This window comes from Streptomyces noursei ATCC 11455, from assembly GCF_001704275.1.
Lineage (GTDB): Bacteria > Actinomycetota > Actinomycetes > Streptomycetales > Streptomycetaceae > Streptomyces > Streptomyces noursei.
Window position 1 is genome coordinate 4,121,950 of sequence record NZ_CP011533.1, and the last position, 19,526, is coordinate 4,141,475.

Genomic DNA, 19,526 nt, shown 5'->3' on the forward strand with positions numbered 1-19,526 from the left:
GGAAGCGAATCCCCCCGAGCCGACGGAATGCGCTCCCCCCTGCTGATTCGCACAAATCCTACCAACAGGTAGTTCCGGCGCGCTTGCCCTTTTCCGTGCACCGCCCCGGGGTTTGCGGCACTGGCGCACCGCGCCGCGCCGCCACCGCCGATCCGGGCCGCGCCCCGGCTCCGACGTCGGGCCTCCGCCCTCCGGTGCTCGTCAGACCCTCGACGCCACCGGCGCGTCCAGCGCCGCCCGCCACTCCCGTACGGCTGCCGCGGCCACCGGCGCGGACCACCCTCCGGGGCGGGCCGCGCCACCGATGTGGAACGCGTCGAGCCCGGCCGCCCGCAGCTCCGGCAGGTGGTCGAGCCGGAGCCCGCCGCCCACCAGGATCCGCGGTGCGTACCCGGGCTCGCCCGCCGCGGTGCGCGCCTGCTCGGCGACCAGCGTCGCCAGCCCCGCGTCGACGCCGTCCGCGGAACCGGCGGTCAGGTAGGTGTCGAGCCCGGCCGCCCCGGCGGAGCCCGCCAGTTCCTTGCGGAGCGCGTCCCGGTCGGCGGCCCGGTCGACGGCCCGGTGGAACGTCCACCGGCATCCGTCGATCACCTCGGTCAGCGCCTTCACCGCCGCGAGGTCCGGCCGCCCCTGCGGCGTCAGGAAGCCCAGCACGAACTCCTCGGCGCCCTCCGCGCGCAGCGCCCGCGCCTGTGCGCACAGCGCGCCCACGTCGCCCGCGGCGAAGCCGTCGGCGGCGCGCAGCATCACCCGCAGCGGAATGTCGACGGCCGCCCGGATCGCGGCGAACGTGGCGCGCGGCGGCGTCAGCCCGTCCGCCGCCATGTCCGCGACCAGTTCCAGGCGGTCGGCACCGCCGGCCTGCGCGGCGACCGCGTCCTCGGGACCGAGCGCGATCACCTCCAGGAGCGCGCGCTGATTCATACGACCCAACCTTCCGATGACGAGCGACGTGGCGAGAGCGCGCGGGACGTGCGGCCGGAGCGGCGCCGCGCGCTGTCGCCGCGGCCCACCGTCCCGCCCTCGCATCCCACACAGGTCTAGTCCAATACCCAGCCTAAGCGCTCCCCGACCACCACACCGCCATCCGCCCCGCGACGCGGCCCGAATCCACCCGCACCCCTCCCCCCTCACCGCCCCGAAACCACCCGATGATGCGAGTGTGGATCACCCCTCACATGGGTAACACGCCCTTCCCATAAGGGTGTTGCCACACCATCACGCCCACCCATGGCCCCAGCACGGAGGAACCGGATGCCCGACCTCGCGACCGTCTCAGCCGAAATAGCGCCCTATCTCGCCCTGGCGGCCAACAGCCTGGGCACCTCCGTCCTCACCGCCGCCCAGGACCGGATCGCCGAACACACCGTGACCGCCGGCTAGGGCTTCTTCCGCCGCCTGCTGCACCGCCGCGACAACACCACGGCCCCCCTCGACGACCCGAGCGGCACCACCCGGCCACCCCTCGACACCACCCGCGCCGACGCCCTCGACCACCTGCTGGCCACCCTCGACGACCACGACCGCCAACTGCTCGCCGACGCCCTCACCGCCTGGCTGAACGCCCCCGACGCCGACCGCGACGCCGCCGGCTTCCGCCACCACGTCGACCGGCTCGCCGCGTCCACCGGCCCGCGGACCGTCCACCACCACGTCACCGCGACCGGCGACCACTCCCTCGCCGCCGGCGAGATCCACGGCACCATCACCATGGGAGGCGCCCCCCGCCCCCGGGACGACGCATGACCCCCCGGAGACCGCCCCGGCCCGAGCCGGAGCACCTCCACAACGAGGCCACCGCGACCGGCGACCACTCCATCGCCGCCGGCAACATCCGGAACGTCGTCATCCGCTGGGCCCTCCAACACCCCAGCGCCCGCTGGCTGCCCCTGCTCCTGGCCTGCGCCGCCCTGGTCGTCACCGGCACCACCTGGCCGGACGGCCCGGCCTCCCAGTACGTCCTCTGGGGCGCGCTGGTCGCCGTCGCCCTCGGCACCGCCGCCGCCCGCGTCCTCGTCCAGCGGCCCCGCGACGCCCGGATCGTGGCCACGCTCTCCCTCGTCTCCGTCCTGGCCACCGTCGGCGCCTGGCTGGCCTTCCGGGACGTCGCCACCCACGGCGAGATCGACGCCACGGGCAAGATCACCTCGAAAGCGCCGGACCTCGTCGACGGCGCCCCCCTCACCCTGACCCTGCGCGTCTCCCCCGGGGAAGCCCGCGACGCCCTCCGCCTCACCCTGGCCATCGACGACCACGACCCCACCGCCCCGGCCTGCCGCCCGGTCTCCTCCGTCGCCCTCACCTCGCCGCCCTACGGGGGCGCCGCCACACCGGCGGCCATCCACGACGGCGGCACCTTCGACATCCCCGTCGACCCCCAGGCCCGCACCGTGCGCATCGACCTCACCCTCCACACCGACCACGGCTGCCGCATGGACGTCACCACGACGGAGGCCACACTCCACGACACCTGACCCGCACCGCCCGCGGCGGAAGAACACACCACCCCGCACCCGGCGACGAAAGTGACAGAAAACGGGGACCATGACCACACGCATCACCAGAACCGCGGCCCTGCTCGCACTCGCCACGCTCACCGCGACCGCCTGCGGAACGAACCAGCCACCCTCCCTCTTCACCAAAGGACAGGTCTCGGTCGGCGTGAAGAGCGACCAACCCGGCACCAGCTATCTCGACGGCTACGACTTCAACGGCTTCGACATCACCGTCGCCAGGCAACTCCTCAAGAAACTCGGCACCGAACCCAATTTCGCCGCCGTACCCTCCGAACGCCGCACCACCGCGGTCACCGAAGGACGCCAGGACCTGGTCATCGCGACCTTCTCCATCACCGACGAACGCAGCGCGAAAGTCGACTTCGTCGGCCCCTACGCCACCACCCCCCAAGGCGTCATGGTCCGCGCGGACGACCACCGCATCAACAACCTCTCCGACCTCCGCGGCAAATCCGTCTGCGCATGGTCAGGCACCACCTCCGGCACCGCGCTGCAGAAGATCCCGGGACTCGTCTTCTCCGGGAAGACCACCGCCGACGGCTGCGTCCGCGCCCTGGAGAACCACCAGGTCGACGCGGTCTCCACCGACACGCTGATCCTCTACGGATTCGCACAGAGCAAGCAGTACCCCAACCTCAAGGTCGTCCCCGGCATCGACATCGATTCCACCAACCGCTACGGAATCGCCATGCCAAAAGGCCACCGGGAAGACTGCTACAAACTCCGGGACGCCCTCCGCGACTACCTCAACAGCAGCGACTGGAAAAGGGACTTCACCACCGAACTCCACGCCGTACCCGACGCCGACGCCCACTGGGAAGCGCACTACAAACCCAACGCGGACGACCTCGACAAATACTCCTGCCGCGACAAGTCGGCCCCCTGACCCGGCACAATGACGCCATGACCGAGTCCCGCCCCGACCTGGCCGCCCGCTGGGCCGCCACCGTGGCCCAGGCCCGCGGCACCCAGGAAGGCCCCGACCCCGCCCCGTACGCCGCCAACCTCCTCCGCCGCTGGGCCGAGCCACAGCGCCACTACCACACCACCGACCACCTCACCGCCGTCCTCGACCGGATCGACGAACTCGCCGCGCACGCCGAGGACCTGCCCGCCGTCCAACTGGCGGCCTGGTTCCACGACGCGGTGTACCGGCCCGACCGCTCCGAGAACGAGGAACGCAGCGCCGCCCTCGCCGAACGCGCCCTCCCCGAACTGGGCATCGCCGCCCCGCGCACGGCCGAGGTCGCCCGCCTCGTCCGGCTCACCGTCACCCACGACCCGGCCCCCGACGACCGCAACGGCGCCGTCCTGTGCGACGCCGACCTGGCCGTCCTGGCCGGCTCCCCCGACGCCTACGCCGACTACGCCGCCGCGGTCCGCGCCGAGTACGCCTTCGTCCCCGACCCGGACTTCCGGGCCGGCCGCGCCGCCGTCCTCCGCCAACTCCTCGCGCTCCCCCGGCTGTTCATGACCGCACAGGCACACGACCGCTGGGAGACCGCGGCCCGCCACAACCTCTCCACGGAACTCACCCTCCTGGAGGGCGGCGGCGCCTGAACGGGCCCGACCGGGAGCAGCACACACCGTCACCGCCGGCGAACCGCCCCACCGCCCCACCGGCGAACCGTCCGCCACGTGGCGAACGACACCCCTCGACGCGGGAATGACGGCACCCATTCCCGCGTTCACACCTGTCATGCCAGCACCATCCGCCCCCCGTCCCCACGCCCGCCTCCCCCTCGCCGTCTACGTCCTCGGCCTGTCCGTATTCGCCCTGGGCACCAGCGAGTTCATGCTCTCCGGCATCCTCCAGCCACTCGCCCGCGATCTTCAGGTCTCCATCCCGCAAGCCGGACTGCTGGTCTCCGCCTTCGCCATCGGCATGGTCGTCGGCGCCCCCGTACTGGCCGCCGCGACGCTCCGCCTCCCCCGCCGCACCACCCTCATCGCCCTGCTCGCGATCTTCGGCCTCGGCCAGGCCGCTGGCGCCCTGGCCCCCTCCTACGCCGTCCTCTTCGCGTCCCGAGTGATCAGCGCCCTGGCCTGCGCAGGCTTCTGGGCGGTGGGCGCCGCCGTGGCCGTCTCGCTCGTCCCGGTCACCGCCCGGGCCCGCGCCATGGCCGTCATGGTCGGCGGCCTGAGCATCGCCAACATCGCCGGCGTCCCCGCCGGCGCACTCCTCGGCCAGCACGCCGGCTGGCGCTCCGCCTTCTGGGCCGTCGCCGGGCTCACCGTGATCGGCCTCATCGGCGTCATCACCCTCGTACCGCGCACCGAGGTCCCCACCGGCGAGGACCGCCCCCAGCTCCGCCGCGAGCTGTCCATCTACAAGGACAAGCAGGTCTGGCTGGCACTGATCGCCACCGCCATGAACGGCGCCGCGGTCTTCGCCCTCTTCTCGTACCTCTCGCCGCTCCTGACCGACACCGCCGGCCTCGCCGAGAGCTGGGTCCCGACGGTGCTCGCCCTCTTCGGCGTCGGCGCGCTGATCGGCACCTTCATCGGCGGCCGGATCGCCGACGCCCACCTCTTCGGCACGCTCTTCGGCGGCATCTCGGCCTCCACCATCGTCCTCGCCGTCCTGGCGCTGACCGCACACAGCCCGATCGCCGCCGTGGCCCTCTCCCTGATGCTCGGCGTCACGGCCTTCACCACGGCCCCGGCCCTCAACGCCCGGATGTTCAACGTGGCGAACGCGGCCCCGACCCTCGCCGGCGCCACCACCACCGCCGCCTTCAACATCGGCAACACCCTCGGCCCCTGGCTGGGCGGCCTGGCCATCAGTGCCCACTGGGGCTACCCCTCGGTCGCCTGGACCGGCTCGGCCCTCGCCGCCGTCGCCGTCCTCACCACGGCCCTGGCCTACCGCCTCCACCACACGTCGACCCGCTCCCGCGTGGTCGCGGCCTCCGCACCCACGACCACCACCGACACCGACGCCGGCAGCCGCTCCGGCGCCAGTGCCATCGCCGACGCCGACGCCGACTCCCGCTCCAGCGCCATCGCCGACGCCGGCAGCCGCTCCAGTGCCACCGCCGGCGACACCTTGCCCCCGGCGTCCGCCGGTCGCTCCTCGGAGGCCGCGGAGCACCACTGACGGCTACATGCGTCGGCAGAACGCCACTGGTGGGGCGGGGCGGGGCGGGAGGCTTGAGCAGCTCGCGGTCGCCCTGCCCCCCAGGGGCCCGGGGGGCTCCCCCGCCCCCCGCCCCGCCCCACCCCTCACCTCCCCTTCGGCCGCCGCAGCCCCGCCTCGGTGAGGCGGCGCACCAGCTCCTTCGAGCCGACCTCCACCGCCCCCGCCCGCACGGCGTCGTCGTACCGCTCGGCCGGGAGGTCGTAGTGGTCGCGTTCGAAGGCCCGGGGCGGCGCGCCGAGCACCGCCGCGAAGCGGTGCAGTTCGTCGAAGGACCGGTCACTCACCAGGTGTGACCACATACGACCGTGCCCTGGCCAGATAGGCGGGTCGATGTAGATCGTCACCTCAGCCCTCCGTCGGCGTGCGCAGCCGCCCGACGGGGGCGACGGCGACCGCCGTCTTCGGGCACACCCAGTGCGGATCCGGTCCCAACTCCGGCTCCACATCGAGCGCATGCGGATCGCCGGAGTCCGCGCACACCGGACACAGCGGCCAGCGACCGTACCGCTCCAGCAGTGCGTCCTGGACGTCCTGCGCTATCAGTCCCGCGACGAACGAAGCGCCTTCAGGCCACTGCTCCACCCACCATCGGCGATGCGCGACCGCATTCTCGACGAGCGAGACGATCTCGGCGTCGGCTACGTCATCCGCTATCAGGTCGGCGAGCACCAGCGCCCGCGCGGCGTGCAATGCCTGTTCAAGCTCCATGACCTCATTCTCGCGCGGAGCCGCGGACCGGCCGAAGTTGTCCACAGGCGGCCGGGGTGGCCGTGCCGGCCTGTCCACAGGCTTCACGGAGGGTGTTGACGCACCACCGCACTGAAAATATCTTTCAGTCATGAATAGCGGAGTGAAGGAAACTTTCATCGGCGCCAGACCGGCCTCGGCTCCGACATCGCCCCCCGCCCCACCGGCCCCCGCGGCCCTGGCCGCCAAGGTCCGCACGCTCGCGCCGACGATGACCCGCTCCATGCAGCGGGTCGCGGAGACCGTTGCCGGCGACCCGGCCGGCTGCGCCGCCCTCACCGTCACCGGCCTGGCCGAGCGCACCGGCACCAGCGAGGCCACCGTCGTCCGCACTTCCCGCCTGCTCGGCTATCCGGGCTATCGCGATCTGCGCCTCGCTCTCGCCGCGCTCGCCGCGCAGCAGGCGACGGGCAGCGCACCCGCCGTCACGGCGGACATAGCGGTCGACGACTCCCTGATCGACGTCGTCACCAAGCTCGCGCAGGAAGAGCAGCAGTGTCTCGCCGACACCGCCGCCGCGCTGGACGTCACCCAGCTGGAAGCGGCCGTCGCCGCCCTCGCCTCCGCCCGCCGGATCGACGTCTACGGCATAGGCGCCTCCAACCTCGTCGCCCAGGACCTGGTCCAGAAGCTGCTGCGCATCGGCCTGATCGCGCATGCCCACTCCGACCCGCACCTCGCCGTGACCAACGCCGTGCAGATGCGGGCCCGTGACGTGGCCATCGCCATCACGCACTCCGGCCGCACGACGGACGTCATAGAGCCGCTGCGAGTCGCCTTCGACCACGGCGCGACGACGATCGCCATCACCGGCCGCCCGGACGGTGAGATCGCCGCCTACGCCGACCACATCCTGACGACCTCCACGGCCCGCGAGAGCGAGCTGCGCCCCGCGGCGATGTCCTCCCGCACCAGCCAACTCCTCGTCATCGACTGCCTCTTCATAGGCGTCGCCCAGCGCACCTACGAGACCGCCGCCCCCGCCCTCTCCGCCTCCTACGAGGCCCTGGCCCACCGCCACAACCCCCGCCACTGACCACACCGGGGCCCCGCGGCACACCACCCCGCCCGCCGCAGACAGCCGTGCCGCCCGGCCGTGACGGCCGCGCCTCCCGGGCCATGCAGGTCCCCCGCTCACCCAAAGCCCGGAGGAGGGCGAGCGCAGCTTCACCCCGCCGGCAGCTTCACCCCGCCGACGGGCAGCCGACAGCAACCCGTCGGCGTACCCACCGAGCAGCCACACGGAAGCCACCGCCCCTCCGCCGTCCCCCCGACACAGCCCCCGCCCCTCCGCCAAGGAGCCACCCATGCCACCCATCGACCCCAACTACACGACCCTTCGTACCCAGTTGGCGACGCTCACCACGGAGGCGTTCCGCTCGGACCTCGCCGACGTCGACCGCCGCGCCACCCTCGACATCGCCCGCCTGATGAACGACGAGGACGCCACCGTCCCCGCCGCCGTCGCCGAGCGCCTCCCCGAGATCGCCGCCGCGATCGACGCCGCCGCAGCCCGGATGGCCCGCGGCGGCCGACTGATCTATGCCGGAGCCGGTACGGCCGGCCGCCTCGGCGTCCTGGACGCCAGTGAATGCCCGCCCACCTTCAACACCGACCCCTCCGAGGTGCTCGGCCTGATCGCGGGTGGCCCGTCCGCGATGGTCACCGCAGTCGAAGGCGCCGAGGACAGCAAGGAGTTGGCCGCCGGCGACCTCACCGCGCTCGCCGTCGCCGATCGCGACATCGTTGTCGGCGTCTCCGCCTCCGGCCGCACCCCCTACGCCGTCGGCGCGGTCGAACACGCCCGTGCCATCGGCGCTCTGACCATCGGCCTTTCCTGCAACGCCGATTCGGCCCTCGCCTCGGCCGCCGAGCACGGCATCGAGGTCGTCGTCGGCCCCGAGCTGATCACCGGTTCCACCCGCCTCAAGGCCGGCACCGCCCAGAAGCTCGTCCTCAACATGATCTCGACGATCACCATGATCCGCCTGGGCAAGACCTACGGGAATCTGATGGTCGACGTCCGCGCCTCCAACGACAAGCTGCGGGCCCGCTCGCGCCGCATCGTCGCGCTCGCCACCGGCGCCACCGACCTGGAGATCGAGGCCGCCCTCGTCGAGACCGACGGCGAGGTGAAGAACGCCATCCTCGTCCTGCTGGCCGGCGTCGACGGCCACGAGGCCACCCGCCTCCTCAACGCCTCCAAGGGCCACCTCCGCGCCGCCCTCCAGTCCGCCACCACCCCCACTCCCTGACCCATCATCAGCCCACCCCACCAGCCCATCCACCACACCACACCCCATCCCATCCCAGAGGTCACCCCCACCCCGTTGTCCACACAGCAAGGCGCCACACATGACCGCAGACAAGAACCGCGCCACCGCCGCCGCCCTCCTCCCCCTGGTCGGCGGCGCCGACAACGTCACCTCCGTCGCCCACTGCATGACCCGCCTCCGCCTGGGCATCCGGGACCGCTCCCTCGTCCAGGACGCCGCCCTCATGGCGCTCCCCGTCGTCCTGGGCCTGGTCGAGGACGACACCTACCAAATCGTGCTGGGACCCGGCACCGTCGCCCGGGTCACCCCCGAGTTCGAACGCCTACTGGCCGGCTCCGGCGACCTCGCCGCCTCCCCCGCCACCTCCCCCGCGGACACCCAACACATCGGTGACACTCCGCAGGAACAAATCACGCTCCGTAATCGTTGCCGTAATAAGGAAGACGGCAGCGCCCCCCAGGCAGGCCCCCCAAATCCCGCCCCCCAAAGCACCACGCCCCCGACCGAGACCACCGCCGCCGACCTCGCCACCCAAGGCGCCACCCTCAAGGCCCGCCAGAAGGCCCGCAACGCCACCCCCGTCAAACTCTTCCTCCGCCGCGTCGCCAACATCTTCGTCCCGCTCATCCCCGCACTGATCGGCTGCGGCGTCATCGCCGGCCTCAACGGCCTGCTCACCAACGCCGGTTGGCTCCCCGCGCTGGTGCCGGCCCTGACCGCCATCGCCTCCGGCTTCATGTCGCTGATCGCGGTCTTCGTCGGCTACAACACCGCCAAGGAATTCGGCGGCACCCCGGTCCTCGGCGGCGCGGTCGCCGCGGTGATCGTCTTCCCCGGCATCGCCAACGTCACTGCCTTCGGCCAGAAGCTCGCGCCCGGGCAGGGCGGCGTCCTCGGCGCCCTGGCCGCCGCGCTCCTCGCCGCACAGTTGGAGAAGCGGCTCCGACGACGCGTCCCCGAGGCCCTGGACGTCCTCCTCACCCCCACCCTCACCGTCCTCCTCACCGGCCTGGTCACCGTCTTCGGCCTGATGTACGCCGCGGGTGAGGTCTCCCTCGCCATCGGCACCGCCTCCAACTGGCTGCTCGCCCACGGCGGCGCGCTCGCCGGATTCCTCCTCGGCGGCCTGTTCCTCCCCCTCGTGATGCTGGGCCTCCACCAGGCCCTCATCCCGATCCACACCACCCTGATCCAGCAGCAGGGCTATACGACCCTCCTCCCGATCCTCGCCATGGCCGGCGCGGGCCAGGTGGGTGCCGCCCTCGCCCTGTACGCGCGCCTCCGCCGCAACCACTCGATCCGCACGACGATCCGCTCCGCCCTCCCCGCGGGCTTCCTCGGTGTCGGCGAGCCCCTGATCTACGGCGTCTCGCTGCCGCTCGGCCGCCCCTTCGTCACCGCCTGCGTCGGCGGCGCGTTCGGCGGCGGCTTCGTCGGCCTGTTCAACCAACTCGGTGACGCCGTCGGCTCCACCGCCATCGGCCCGTCCGGCCTGGCCCTCTTCCCGCTGGTCAAGGGCAACCACGCACTCGGCACGACGATCACCGTCTACGCCTTCGGCCTCCTCGTCGGCTACGCGGTCGGCTTCGCCGGCACCTACCTCTTCGGCCTCAGCAGACAGCAGCGCGCGGACCTCAACACGCCCCACGACACGCCCCGCACGCGGGGAGAGGACGAAACGCAGGGAGAGGGCGAAGCCGACGTCCCGGCTCCCGGCACGCCCCGAGGAGGGAGCCCGGAGGCCCGGGGCCCCGCCTTCGAAGGCGTCGGATAGCCGCCCACGAGTCCTCCCCCTCGCCCCGCACGGAGCAACCCCGAGGGAGGCCGATGGCAGGACCGACGGCAGCAGCCCCAGGGGGCAGTTGCGCTGCGCCCGGCGCCCGGCGTCCGGCGCTCGCGCTTCGGGCGGCGGCGGGGGCGCGTTCATCGACGCCGTCAAGGCGTCAAAGCACCAAAAGGCGTCGTGGCGTCAAGGCGTCAAGGCGGTCGCAGCGTCAAAAGGCGTCGAGGCTTCGTGGCGTCAAGGCGGGCCGACCCGCCCCCGTCGGCCGCAGGCCAGCCGCGGCCTGGTCGCAGGTCGGCCTCGGCCCAGCCGCGGTCCGGCCGCAGGCGTCCCGGAGTGACGGGGCATCGCCCGGGGCTCAAGCCTCGTCGTTCGAGCCCTCTTTCCAAGGAACGGGTGGACGGGCCAGTACCCACCCACCCTCCCCCTCCGCCTCAACTGCCTCGCATACCAGGCGAGATGACGTTCCGTAGCGGGCTTGCCACGTGGCGTCCCGCCCGTCTAGCGTGCGCAGCAACAAATCAACCCCGGCAGGTGCGCCAACACCACGCCGGGGTCTCGCCACAAGATCGAAAGCAGCGATCTCATGACGTACGAAAACTCTAGCTTTCCTGCGCGCGCGTCCGCAGCCCCCCACCCCCGTGCCAAACCAGGTTTCGGCAAACGTGGCGCACCGGACCAACGTCCGGCCCACCCCACCGACTTCGACCACCTCCCCCGCCGCGAGGCGTCGATCGCCGCGTACCTCGACCGACTCCCCGAAGGGGCCGACGTCTCCGTGAAGACGCTGGCCAAGGTGTTACCGGACTACGGGCAGTGCGCCCTGCGGACCGCCCTTCGGCGCCTCTCCGAGGCCGGCCACCTGCGGCGGATCACCGAGACGTACATCGGCACCGCCGGCAGCCCCCAGTGGGTGACCCGGACGTACTTCTCCCGTACAGCGCGGGACGACACCTGGTGGGCGGCCCTGCACGCCGGGAACGTACCCGGGAACGTGCCCGGAGACGTACCCGTGGGCGTAGCGATCGCGCAGGTCGGTGGCTCCCCCGAGGCGCACGCCGGGAGCGCGCCGCACCTGCCGCACATGCCGCAGGAGAGCGACCGGCCGGAGCACCCAGCCGCCGTCCCCTCTCCCTCGCCCTTCCCCTCTCCCGCACCCTCCCCCTCGTCCTCCCTCTCCCCGTCCAGCCCCCGCAGCGCCGCCTACGGCCTCCTCGCGGGCCTCGGGCGGGCCGAGCCGCGCCTGACGCTCTCCGCGGTCGACTGCGCGGCCCTGGAGCCGTTCGCGGCGGACTGGCTGGCCAGGGGCGCCTCGCCGGAACAAGTCCTGGCCGCGTTGACGGCCGGGCTACCGGCCCACGTCCACCACCCGGCCCGGTTCGCGCTGTCCCGGCTGACGGCCAAGCTGCCGCCCGTCAGCCAGGTCCCGATCCCGGCCCCGGGCACACCGGCTGCCAGGCCGGCCGGACCGCGCATCATGGAGTGCACGGTCTGTCGCGTGCCAGGGCGCCCCGAAGCGCTCCCCGGCGGCATCTGCCGCGACTGCCGGGGAGAAACCCCACCCGACCGGCACGTCGACCGGCACGCCGAAGCCCCCCGCACAGGGGGTCGACTCACCGGAAACCAACTCGCCGGGGAGCGAATCACCGGGGATCGACCCACTGGAGATCGACCCACTGGAGATCGACCCACCGGCGACCAGCCCACCGGAGCTCAGTTCACCGACGACCGGCCCACCGGGGATCGCCCCACCGAGGGCCGTCTCACCGAGGACCGTCTCCCCGGGGACCGCCCCGCACCGGACCGCCACCGCGCTTCGCATCGGCTCACTCCGGGGCGTTCGGATGCGTTGGTCCTGCCCCCGGTGTCCCCGGTCCCGGATTCCGCGGTCCCGGATTCCCCGGTCCCGGGTTCCCCTGCTCCGCAGCTCCCGGCCCCGCAGTTCCCGGCTCCGGGGTGGCTGGCTCCCCAGCAGGTCCGTTCGCGCGCCCGGCGGGTTCGGTCCGCCATGCGCGCCTGAGTCCCTCCACGTAGCGGGCCCAGGGGCCGTCCCAGTGGCCGGCCCAGCGGCGTCGGCGGCGGGCCGAGCGGCCCAACTCCCAGGCCAGGAGGGCGAACCACGCGCCGACCAGGGTGAGGTGGACGCGTTGTGGGACGCCGTGCCAGCCGGGGTGGCCGACGAGCGGGCCGACGGTGAGGATCGCGGCGGGCATGGCCACGGCCAGGACGCGTGGGCCCCAGCGGCGGACCGCCGGCATGGGGGGACGTTGGACGGCGGCGGCCCTGCTGAGGAAGGCCATCGAGGCGAAGAGGAAGAAGTGGGCGAAGGCGCTGGTGGCGGTGTGCCAGGGGTGGACGGCGATGCAGTCGTGTTCCACCGAGGGGGCGCAGGCCATGGGCAGCAGGACGTCGGCCAGTGAGGAGAGGGCGAGGCCGACCAGGGAGAGCCAGCCCGCGCGGGCCCAGCGGCCGTGGCCCGAGGGTGTGCTGCGGGCGAGCAGGGCGCCGGTGATGACGAGGAGGGCGCAGGCCCCTTCCAGGCTGCCGAAGAGGCGGCGCAGTGGCTGGTCGGCGGCGTAGAGCTCGCTGACGTAGGAGTGGCGAGGGTCGAGGCCGGTGGGGAGGAGGAATTCCAGCGGCCACCAGTTGTAGAGCAGGGCGGCGGCGGCGAAGAGGAGGGCCGCCGTCGCCTCCCGTCCGGCGTAGCGGGTGGTGGGGGCGACCACGGGCTCGTAGACGGTGCGGGCACCGGTCGTCGTGGGGTTGGGGACGTTCGGCACGGGCGGGTCCTGTTCCGGGTGGGGGCGGGGGTCCTGGGGCCTGTCGTCGGGCTCCCGTCGTTCGCCGGGAGGGCGGGCCGGGCGGTGGGTGGCGTGCGGGAGTGTGACGACGGGCCCTAGGCGAGGTTCCCCCCGGTGGGGCCCGCCACGTTGGCGCGCCGTTCGGAGGCGCGCCGAGCCGCCACTCGACAGGCGGAACATGTCCCCTGATCGACTGATCCGGCCATTTACGGCATCGGGTTTGAAGCGTCGTCGGCGAGTCGGGCGATCGTCGGCCGTGCGGTTGCCGACTGTTCCTGATCGAACGAACGGGCGTTCGCGTGAGCAATGCACCATTCCCGATCGGTCGACGATCGCTCTTCCGTATAGCGGCGATCGTGACTGTCCACATACGGACTGGCGCGGAGCGTGACCATGCCGCTGTCATTGCCTCGCCGGGAACGGACGCGACGGCGAAGGGCCCGCGCACCGGCATCGGCTCCACGGGGCAGGAACAGGGGGAGGAACAGCGGCAATGGTCCAGACACGGGGCATCGTCCGGCAGCGCGCGGCGGGGTGGGTGGGGGAGGGTCGACCGCCGCGTCGGCGCGGTCGTGGTCTGCGCGGCGGTCGTCGGCTCGGTGGTGACGACGCCGTCCGGGCCCGTCCGGGCACCCCGGTCACCGTCGACGTGCTCGCCGACGACACCGACGGCGCTTACAGCTCGGCCCGCGGCCTGACCGTCAGCGGGCTGGACGCGCCCGCCGACGGCACCGCCGCCGTGCCGGACGGCACGGTCGCCCACACCCCCGACTCCGGTTTCTCCGGCTGCGATTCCTTCGCCCACGCGGTCGCCGACAGCCGCGGCCTGACCGCCACCGCCGCGGCCTTCGTCGTCACCCCCGCGAAGTGGCCAGCTCCTCAAGGGAAGTAGCCGACTCCTCAAGGAAGGAACACGTATGGACATCACCGAAGAGCAGGCCGCCGGGGCCCTGCGGGCCGCCGCCGCGGTCCTCCTGACGACCGGCGCCAGGACCGCCACCGAAGCGGCCCCCGGCTCCTGGCCCTCGCCAACGGGCCCGGCGACGGCTCCGGCAACGGCATCCGGCCCGGTGTGGAAGCCGTCATCGGCAGGGGCCACGCAGTCAGCGGTACGGAGCTGCGCACCCAGTCCGAGGGCGACGAGGCCCTGGTGGCCAAGTTCCGGGTGGTCACCGTCCCGACCCGTGAGGTCCGTACCAGCGGGCTGCCGGACATCGACGGCGCGCCCGGCGGCACCCTGGAAGGCTTCGGCATCCTCGCCGACGCGCTCAACGAGCTAAAGCCCCTCTACGGCTTCGCCGTGGACAATCCGATCCGGGAGCACTGCTTCGTCCCGGCGGTGAGCGCCGTCGCCGTGCGGGAGCCGGCCCACCACGCCGACCTCTACACCCCGATCGACGACCTGACGCCGGCCGGGAGCCCCCTGGACGACTCCGTCCTGGCCTCGCGGAGCGAGGAGCACACCCTGATCACCGAGGAGCTGTCCGCCTGGCTCCTGGACCGCCTGCCGTGACGCCCGGTGCACAACGCCGCCGGGGCGGTACCCCTGGGAGAGGGGTACCGCCCCGGCGAACGAGCGGACGTTGATCAACCAGAGGTCGATCAGAAGTCCATGTCACCGCCCGGCATGCCGCCCGGAGCGGCCGCGGCGGCCTTCTCCGGCTTGTCGGCGATGACGGCCTCGGTGGTGAGGAACAGCGCCGCGATGGAGGCGGCGTTCTGCAGCGCGGAGCGCGTCACCTTGGCGGGGTCGATGATGCCTTCGGCGATCATGTCGACGTACTCGCCGGTCGCGGCGTTCAGGCCGTGACCCGGGGTCAGGTTGCGCACCTTCTCCACGATGACGCCACCCTCGAGGCCGGCGTTCACGGAGATCTGCTTGAGCGGGGCTTCCAGGGCCAGCTTCACGGCGGCGGCACCGGTGGCCTCGTCGCCGTCCAGCTCCAGCTTCTCGAAGACCGAGGAAGCCTGCAGCAGGGCCACGCCACCGCCGGCGACGATGCCCTCCTCGACGGCCGCCTTCGCGTTGCGAACGGCGTCCTCGATGCGGTGCTTGCGCTCCTTGAGCTCGACCTCGGTCGCGGCACCGGCCTTGATGACGGCCACGCCGCCGGCCAGCTTCGCGAGGCGCTCCTGGAGCTTCTCGCGGTCGTAGTCCGAGTCGCTGTTCTCGATCTCGGCGCGGATCTGGTTGACGCGACCCTGGACCTGCTCGCTGTCACCGGCACCGTCGACGATGGTGGTCTCGTCCTTGGTGATGACGACCTTGCGGGCGCGGCCGAGCAGGTCGAGACCGGCGTTCTCCAGCTTGAGGCCGACCTCCTCGGAGATGACGGTGCCACCGGTGAGGATGGCGATGTCGCCGAGCATGGCCTTGCGGCGGTCACCGAAGCCGGGCGCCTTGACCGCGACGGACTTGAAGGTGCCGCGGATCTTGTTGACGACCAGGGTCGACAGGGCCTCGCCCTCGACGTCCTCGGCGATGATCAGCAGCGGCTTGCCGGACTGCATGACCTTCTCCAGCAGCGGAAGGAGGTCCTTCACGTTGCTGACCTTGGAGTTGACGATGAGGATGTAGGGGTCCTCGAGCGCCGCCTCCATGCGCTCCATGTCGGTCGCGAAGTACGCCGAGATGTAGCCCTTGTCGAAGCGCATACCCTCGGTGAGTTCCAGCTCCAGACCGAAGGTCTGGGACTCCTCGACGGTGATGACGCCTTCCTTGCCGACCTTGTCCATGGCCTCGGCGATGAGCTCGCCGATCTGCGGGTCGGCGGCGGAGATGGAGGCGGTGGAGGCGATCTGCTCCTTGGTCTCGATCTCCTTGGCCTGGTCGAGCAGCGCACCGGAGACGGCCTCGACGGCCTTCTCGATGCCGCGCTTCAGGGCCATCGGGTTGGCGCCGGCGGCGACGTTGCGCAGGCCCTCGCGGACCAGCGCCTGGGCCAGAACGGTCGCGGTCGTCGTGCCGTCACCGGCGACGTCGTCCGTCTTCTTCGCGACCTCCTTGACCAGCTCGGCGCCGATCTTCTCGTACGGGTCCTCCAGCTCGATCTCCTTGGCGATGGAAACACCATCGTTGGTGATCGTGGGGGCGCCCCACTTCTTCTCAAGGACGACGTTGCGGCCCTTGGGGCCGAGGGTGACCTTGACGGCGTCGGCGAGCTGGTTCATACCGCGCTCAAGGCCGCGCCGCGCCTCCTCGTCGAACGCGATGATCTTGGCCATGTGAAGTGGTCCCTCCGGGCTGATGGGGGTACCCCCTGGCTCGAACGAAGTCGAGTTCGGGGGAGGAAAGCTCGGACCGCGCTGGCGCCCGCGACGGACGGCCTGCATGCCGTGTGGTTCCTTGCCCCACCTGGCGTGCGGGCCTCACCGACCCGGTCCGTATTCAGCACTCTCACGGGGAGAGTGCTAACGCAATGATTAGCACTCGCACCCATCGAGTGCAAGCGGCTCCGGAGATGTCTCCCATGGTGGTGACACTCGGGCCGGGGGTGGGTACAGGTGCCTGACGGGCGGTGGGCCGCCCGCCCGCGAGAGGGCCGGGCCCCGTCCGTGGGACGAGCGCCAGCCCCTGCTCACCGCCCCTTGGCTCCGCCCGCGCGCGCCCGCGAGGCGCGCGGCCCCCGGGAACGACAGAAGGCCCGCAACCCCGTACTCGGGGATGCGGGCCTTCCGCGAAACGATGCAGTCGGCCGCCGCCTCAGGCGGTGACCCGGACCATGTCCGCCTGTGGCCCCTTCTGGCCCTGCGAGATCTCGAACTCGACCCGCTGACCCTCCTCCAGGGTGCGGTACCCGTCCATCTGGATCGCGCTGTAGTGGACGAAAACATCCGCACCACCGTCGACCGCGATGAAGCCGTACCCCTTCTCCGCGTTGAACCACTTGACGGTGCCCTGAGCCATGCCTAACTCCCCTATTACTGGCCCTTGCACAGGACCGCACTCCGCGGACCCGGGTCAGACCTCACCCCCCGGGAATGGCCCGTGGGGCGTGCGCCGGAACGCGTCGACCGCCGCTGAATGTATCCGGACCAATGCCCAGCGCAACAGGTCAATCGGACGAGAATTCTTGCGCCAGAGAAACGGCCGTATGCACTCAAATCCCGTTATCTCAGGCCAAGTCGGGCCGGGAATAGGCGGCACAAACGACAAATCGCGCACACAACTTGCGCACAAGTCACCGCGATCTCATATGCGTTCGGCATGCGCACGGAGATAACCGGAGGGGGATCACCCCAATGGTATCGCCTTTCACAACACGGAATTGCCCCGTCCGTTTAGCTCGGACGGGGCAATTTCCGGTCACTACCGGCAAAGAGTTGGCGCGAATACGATCCATATCGCGCCGCACCGGACAGTCGTCGGGCGTATCAGCAGCCTCCGGCGACCGCCGGGATGATGGAGACGCCCGCGCCTTCCGGGGTCGGCGTCTGGAGTCCCTGCTCGAAACGGACGTCGTCGTCGTTGACGTAGACATTCACGAAGCGGCGCAGCTTGCCCGCGTCGTCGAGCACCCGGGCCGCGATGCCCTGGTGGTTCTTCTCCAGGTCGGCGATCACCTCGGAGAGGGTCGCGCCCTCGGCGGTGACCTCGGCCTCGCCGCCGGTGTACGTGCGCAGGATGGTGGGGATGCGGACCTTGACGCTCATGGTTCTGCCTTCCAGGAGGTACGGGGGGTGCGGAACGGGCGGGCGGAGGGACGGCTCAGCCGGCCAGGCCGGCCGCGCGGAACGCGTCCAGGTCCGGCCGGATGGTGGCGGTGGGCCCGGCGGCGACGGCGTCGAGGGTCTTCAGGCCGTCACCGGTGTTCAGCACGACGGTGGTCAGCGACGGGTCCAGCACGCCGTTCTCGATGAGCTTCCTGGTCACGCCGACGGTCACGCCGCCCGCGGTCTCCGCGAAGATCCCCTCCGTACGGGCCAGCAGCCTGATCGCGTCCACGATCTGCGGGTCGGTGACGTCCTCGACGGCCCCGCCGGTGCGGCGCGCGATGTCGAGCACGTACGGGCCGTCCGCCGGGTTGCCGATCGCCAGCGACTTGGCGATGGTGTTCGGCTTCTGCGGCCTGACGACCTCGTGCCCGGCCTTGAAGGCCGCGGACACCGGCGAGCAGCCCTCGGCCTGCGCCCCGAAGATCTTGTACGGCTTGTCCTCGACCAGGCCGAGGGCGATCAGCTCCTTCAGCCCCTTGTCGATCTTGGTGAGCTGGGAGCCGGACGCGATGGGGATGACCAGCTGGTCCGGCAGCCGCCAGCCGAGCTGCTCGCAGATCTCGTACGCCAGCGTCTTGGAGCCCTCGCCGTAGTACGGGCGGAGGTTGACGTTGACGAAGCCCCAGCCCTCGCCCAGCGGGTCGCCGATGAGCTCGGAGCAGAAGCGGTTGACGTCGTCGTAGTTGCCCTCGATGGCGACCAGGTCACCGCCGTAGACCGCGGCCATCACGACCTTGCCGGGCTCCAGGTCGTGCGGGATGAAGACGCAGGACTTCAGGCCCGCGCGGCGCGCCGCGGCGCCGACCGCACCGGCGAGGTTGCCGGTCGAGGAGCAGGAGAGGGTGGTGAAGCCGAAGGCGCGGGCGGCCTCGACGGCGATCGCCACGACCCGGTCCTTGAAGGAGTGGGTGGGGTTGCCGGAGTCGTCCTTGACGTACAGGCCGCCGGTGACACCCAGCTCGGCGGCGAGCCGGTCGGCCTTGACGAGCTTGGTGAAACCGGGGTTGAGGTTGGGCTTGTCGGCCACGTCCGCGGGGACGGGCAGCAGCGGCGCATAGCGCCAGATGTTGGCGGGACCGGCCTCGATCTGCTTCTTCAGTGCCTCGGGGTCGCCGGTGGGAAGCGCGTAGGCGACTTCCAGCGGGCCGAAACACTCCTGGCACGCGAAGATCGGGCCGAGCGGGAAGCGCTCGCCGCATTCGCGACAGGACAGGGCGACGGCGGGACCGAGTGCGACAGAAGGCGTGGATTCGGTTGCTTGCACAGCCATGGAGGCGAGGCCCTTTCTCCTCATCTTCCTCACGACGCATTTCGCCGTGAGACGGATTTGGCACCTTCCCTAGCCGGGAGCCTCGCGCGCACTGTGCTGCCGTGCGGCGGAGACCGGCTGGAGGGTTGCCGGGGCTTCAACGGGCCGTGTCCCTCTGCCCCTCTGGATGAGCGGTATGGCACTGGGTGGAACCCAGGCGTTTGTTGCGCGGCGACCCCGACATGCGAGGGTCCTCCGCGTTGTTCAAGACTGTAACCGAAGGCACTCACCGTTGA

The 19,526-nt window shown here is 71.8% G+C and carries 18 protein-coding genes and 1 riboswitch; of the genes, 9 read left to right on the forward strand and 9 right to left on the reverse strand.

Features of this window, described 5'->3' with window-relative positions:
* Nucleotides 1-201: 201 nt before the first annotated feature.
* Both SNOUR_RS17130 and SNOUR_RS17135 read right to left on the reverse strand, forming a co-directional pair.
* Entirely contained in the window at nucleotides 202-924 is a 723-nt protein-coding gene (locus tag SNOUR_RS17130) for a copper homeostasis protein CutC (protein WP_067347970.1), read from the reverse strand.
* Between the two features lie 351 nt (nucleotides 925-1,275).
* The gene (locus tag SNOUR_RS17135; RefSeq protein ID WP_159425872.1) at nucleotides 1,276-1,698 is read right to left on the reverse strand and encodes a hypothetical protein; all 423 of its coding nucleotides are present in this window, start codon (nucleotides 1,696-1,698) and stop codon (nucleotides 1,276-1,278) included.
* A 44-nt stretch (nucleotides 1,699-1,742) separates the two neighbouring features.
* On the opposite strand from SNOUR_RS17135, the gene SNOUR_RS17140 reads away from it, so the two are divergent.
* From SNOUR_RS17140 to SNOUR_RS17155, 4 genes are all read left to right on the forward strand, one after another.
* Nucleotides 1,743-2,474, forward strand: coding sequence for a hypothetical protein (locus SNOUR_RS17140; protein WP_067347974.1), 732 nt, complete (start codon nucleotides 1,743-1,745; stop codon nucleotides 2,472-2,474).
* A gap of 70 nt (nucleotides 2,475-2,544) precedes the next feature.
* Entirely contained in the window at nucleotides 2,545-3,402 is an 858-nt protein-coding gene (locus tag SNOUR_RS17145) for a transporter substrate-binding domain-containing protein (RefSeq protein ID WP_067347977.1), read from the forward strand.
* Between the two features lie 17 nt (nucleotides 3,403-3,419).
* Nucleotides 3,420-4,076: an HD domain-containing protein gene (locus SNOUR_RS17150; protein ID WP_067347980.1), complete on the forward strand. Its 657-nt coding sequence runs from the start codon at nucleotides 3,420-3,422 to the stop codon at nucleotides 4,074-4,076.
* A 139-nt stretch (nucleotides 4,077-4,215) separates the two neighbouring features.
* The gene (locus SNOUR_RS17155) at nucleotides 4,216-5,616 is read left to right on the forward strand and encodes a Cmx/CmrA family chloramphenicol efflux MFS transporter (protein WP_312632604.1); all 1,401 of its coding nucleotides are present in this window, start codon (nucleotides 4,216-4,218) and stop codon (nucleotides 5,614-5,616) included.
* A gap of 125 nt (nucleotides 5,617-5,741) precedes the next feature.
* Here the strand turns inward: SNOUR_RS17155 and SNOUR_RS17160 are convergent, their stop codons facing one another.
* Together SNOUR_RS17160 and SNOUR_RS17165 are read right to left on the reverse strand one after the other, a co-directional pair.
* Nucleotides 5,742-6,002 (reverse strand): DUF4031 domain-containing protein, encoded by a 261-nt coding sequence (locus SNOUR_RS17160; protein ID WP_067347981.1) that lies wholly within the window; start codon nucleotides 6,000-6,002, stop codon nucleotides 5,742-5,744.
* 1 nt (nucleotide 6,003) lies between these two features.
* Nucleotides 6,004-6,366 (reverse strand): DUF8819 family protein, encoded by a 363-nt coding sequence (locus SNOUR_RS17165; RefSeq protein WP_067358418.1) that lies wholly within the window; start codon nucleotides 6,364-6,366, stop codon nucleotides 6,004-6,006.
* A gap of 130 nt (nucleotides 6,367-6,496) precedes the next feature.
* Here SNOUR_RS17165 and SNOUR_RS17170 point away from each other — a divergent pair, with 130 nt between their 5' ends.
* From SNOUR_RS17170 to SNOUR_RS17180, 3 genes are all read left to right on the forward strand, one after another.
* Complete coding sequence (locus SNOUR_RS17170; protein ID WP_079142734.1) at nucleotides 6,497-7,441, forward strand: MurR/RpiR family transcriptional regulator; 945 nt, start codon at nucleotides 6,497-6,499, stop codon at nucleotides 7,439-7,441.
* 271 nt (nucleotides 7,442-7,712) lie between these two features.
* Nucleotides 7,713-8,660: an N-acetylmuramic acid 6-phosphate etherase gene (gene murQ, locus SNOUR_RS17175; RefSeq protein WP_067347983.1), complete on the forward strand. Its 948-nt coding sequence runs from the start codon at nucleotides 7,713-7,715 to the stop codon at nucleotides 8,658-8,660.
* 100 nt (nucleotides 8,661-8,760) lie between these two features.
* Nucleotides 8,761-10,455, forward strand: a complete 1,695-nt coding sequence (locus SNOUR_RS17180) for a PTS transporter subunit EIIC (protein ID WP_067347985.1) — start codon at nucleotides 8,761-8,763, stop codon at nucleotides 10,453-10,455.
* Between the two features lie 1,835 nt (nucleotides 10,456-12,290).
* On the opposite strand, the gene SNOUR_RS17190 is transcribed toward SNOUR_RS17180, so the two are convergent.
* Nucleotides 12,291-13,244, reverse strand: a complete 954-nt coding sequence (locus SNOUR_RS17190; protein WP_067347997.1) for a DUF998 domain-containing protein — start codon at nucleotides 13,242-13,244, stop codon at nucleotides 12,291-12,293.
* 514 nt (nucleotides 13,245-13,758) lie between these two features.
* On the opposite strand from SNOUR_RS17190, the gene SNOUR_RS17195 reads away from it, so the two are divergent.
* Nucleotides 13,759-14,157, forward strand: a complete 399-nt coding sequence (locus tag SNOUR_RS17195; RefSeq protein WP_067347999.1) for an Ig-like domain-containing protein — start codon at nucleotides 13,759-13,761, stop codon at nucleotides 14,155-14,157.
* Nucleotides 14,158-14,337: 180 nt separating this feature from the next.
* Nucleotides 14,338-14,778 carry a hypothetical protein gene (locus tag SNOUR_RS17200; RefSeq protein WP_312632605.1) on the forward strand — a complete coding sequence of 147 codons (441 nt, stop codon included), beginning with the start codon at nucleotides 14,338-14,340 and terminating at the stop codon, nucleotides 14,776-14,778.
* An 89-nt stretch (nucleotides 14,779-14,867) separates the two neighbouring features.
* Here the strand turns inward: SNOUR_RS17200 and groL are convergent, their stop codons facing one another.
* The 4 genes from groL to thrC all read right to left on the reverse strand — a co-directional run bounded on the left by groL (nucleotide 14,868) and on the right by thrC (nucleotide 19,251).
* Entirely contained in the window at nucleotides 14,868-16,490 is a 1,623-nt protein-coding gene (groL, locus tag SNOUR_RS17205) for a chaperonin GroEL (RefSeq protein WP_039633792.1), read from the reverse strand.
* A gap of 478 nt (nucleotides 16,491-16,968) precedes the next feature.
* Nucleotides 16,969-17,172: a cold-shock protein gene (locus SNOUR_RS17210; protein ID WP_004986573.1), complete on the reverse strand. Its 204-nt coding sequence runs from the start codon at nucleotides 17,170-17,172 to the stop codon at nucleotides 16,969-16,971.
* Nucleotides 17,173-17,639: 467 nt separating this feature from the next.
* Entirely contained in the window at nucleotides 17,640-17,918 is a 279-nt protein-coding gene (locus SNOUR_RS17215; protein WP_067348001.1) for a MoaD/ThiS family protein, read from the reverse strand.
* A 55-nt stretch (nucleotides 17,919-17,973) separates the two neighbouring features.
* On the reverse strand, nucleotides 17,974-19,251 hold the full coding sequence (gene thrC / locus SNOUR_RS17220; RefSeq protein ID WP_067348004.1) for a threonine synthase: 1,278 nt from the start codon (nucleotides 19,249-19,251) through the stop codon (nucleotides 17,974-17,976).
* Nucleotides 19,252-19,268: 17 nt separating this feature from the next.
* A riboswitch (SAM riboswitch) is annotated at nucleotides 19,269-19,424 on the reverse strand.
* Nucleotides 19,425-19,526 lie beyond the last annotated feature (102 nt).

Excerpts from the sequence above, each read along its gene's own strand:
- SNOUR_RS17130 (WP_067347970.1), bottom strand. The coding sequence starts at position 924 with ATGAATCAGCGCGCGCTCCTGGAGGTGATCGCGCTCGGTCCCGAGGAC.
- SNOUR_RS17140 (WP_067347974.1), top strand. The coding sequence starts at position 1,743 with ATGACCCCCCGGAGACCGCCCCGGCCCGAGCCGGAGCACCTCCACAAC.
- SNOUR_RS17145 (WP_067347977.1), top strand. The coding sequence starts at position 2,545 with ATGACCACACGCATCACCAGAACCGCGGCCCTGCTCGCACTCGCCACG.
- SNOUR_RS17150 (WP_067347980.1), top strand. The coding sequence starts at position 3,420 with ATGACCGAGTCCCGCCCCGACCTGGCCGCCCGCTGGGCCGCCACCGTG.
- SNOUR_RS17155 (WP_312632604.1), top strand. The coding sequence starts at position 4,216 with ATGCCAGCACCATCCGCCCCCCGTCCCCACGCCCGCCTCCCCCTCGCC.
- SNOUR_RS17165 (WP_067358418.1), bottom strand. The coding sequence starts at position 6,366 with ATGGAGCTTGAACAGGCATTGCACGCCGCGCGGGCGCTGGTGCTCGCC.
- SNOUR_RS17170 (WP_079142734.1), top strand. The coding sequence starts at position 6,497 with ATGAATAGCGGAGTGAAGGAAACTTTCATCGGCGCCAGACCGGCCTCG.
- murQ (WP_067347983.1), top strand. The coding sequence starts at position 7,713 with ATGCCACCCATCGACCCCAACTACACGACCCTTCGTACCCAGTTGGCG.
- SNOUR_RS17180 (WP_067347985.1), top strand. The coding sequence starts at position 8,761 with ATGACCGCAGACAAGAACCGCGCCACCGCCGCCGCCCTCCTCCCCCTG.
- SNOUR_RS17195 (WP_067347999.1), top strand. The coding sequence starts at position 13,759 with ATGGTCCAGACACGGGGCATCGTCCGGCAGCGCGCGGCGGGGTGGGTG.
- groL (WP_039633792.1), bottom strand. The coding sequence starts at position 16,490 with ATGGCCAAGATCATCGCGTTCGACGAGGAGGCGCGGCGCGGCCTTGAG.
- SNOUR_RS17210 (WP_004986573.1), bottom strand. The coding sequence starts at position 17,172 with ATGGCTCAGGGCACCGTCAAGTGGTTCAACGCGGAGAAGGGGTACGGC.
- SNOUR_RS17215 (WP_067348001.1), bottom strand. The coding sequence starts at position 17,918 with ATGAGCGTCAAGGTCCGCATCCCCACCATCCTGCGCACGTACACCGGC.
- thrC (WP_067348004.1), bottom strand. The coding sequence starts at position 19,251 with ATGGCTGTGCAAGCAACCGAATCCACGCCTTCTGTCGCACTCGGTCCC.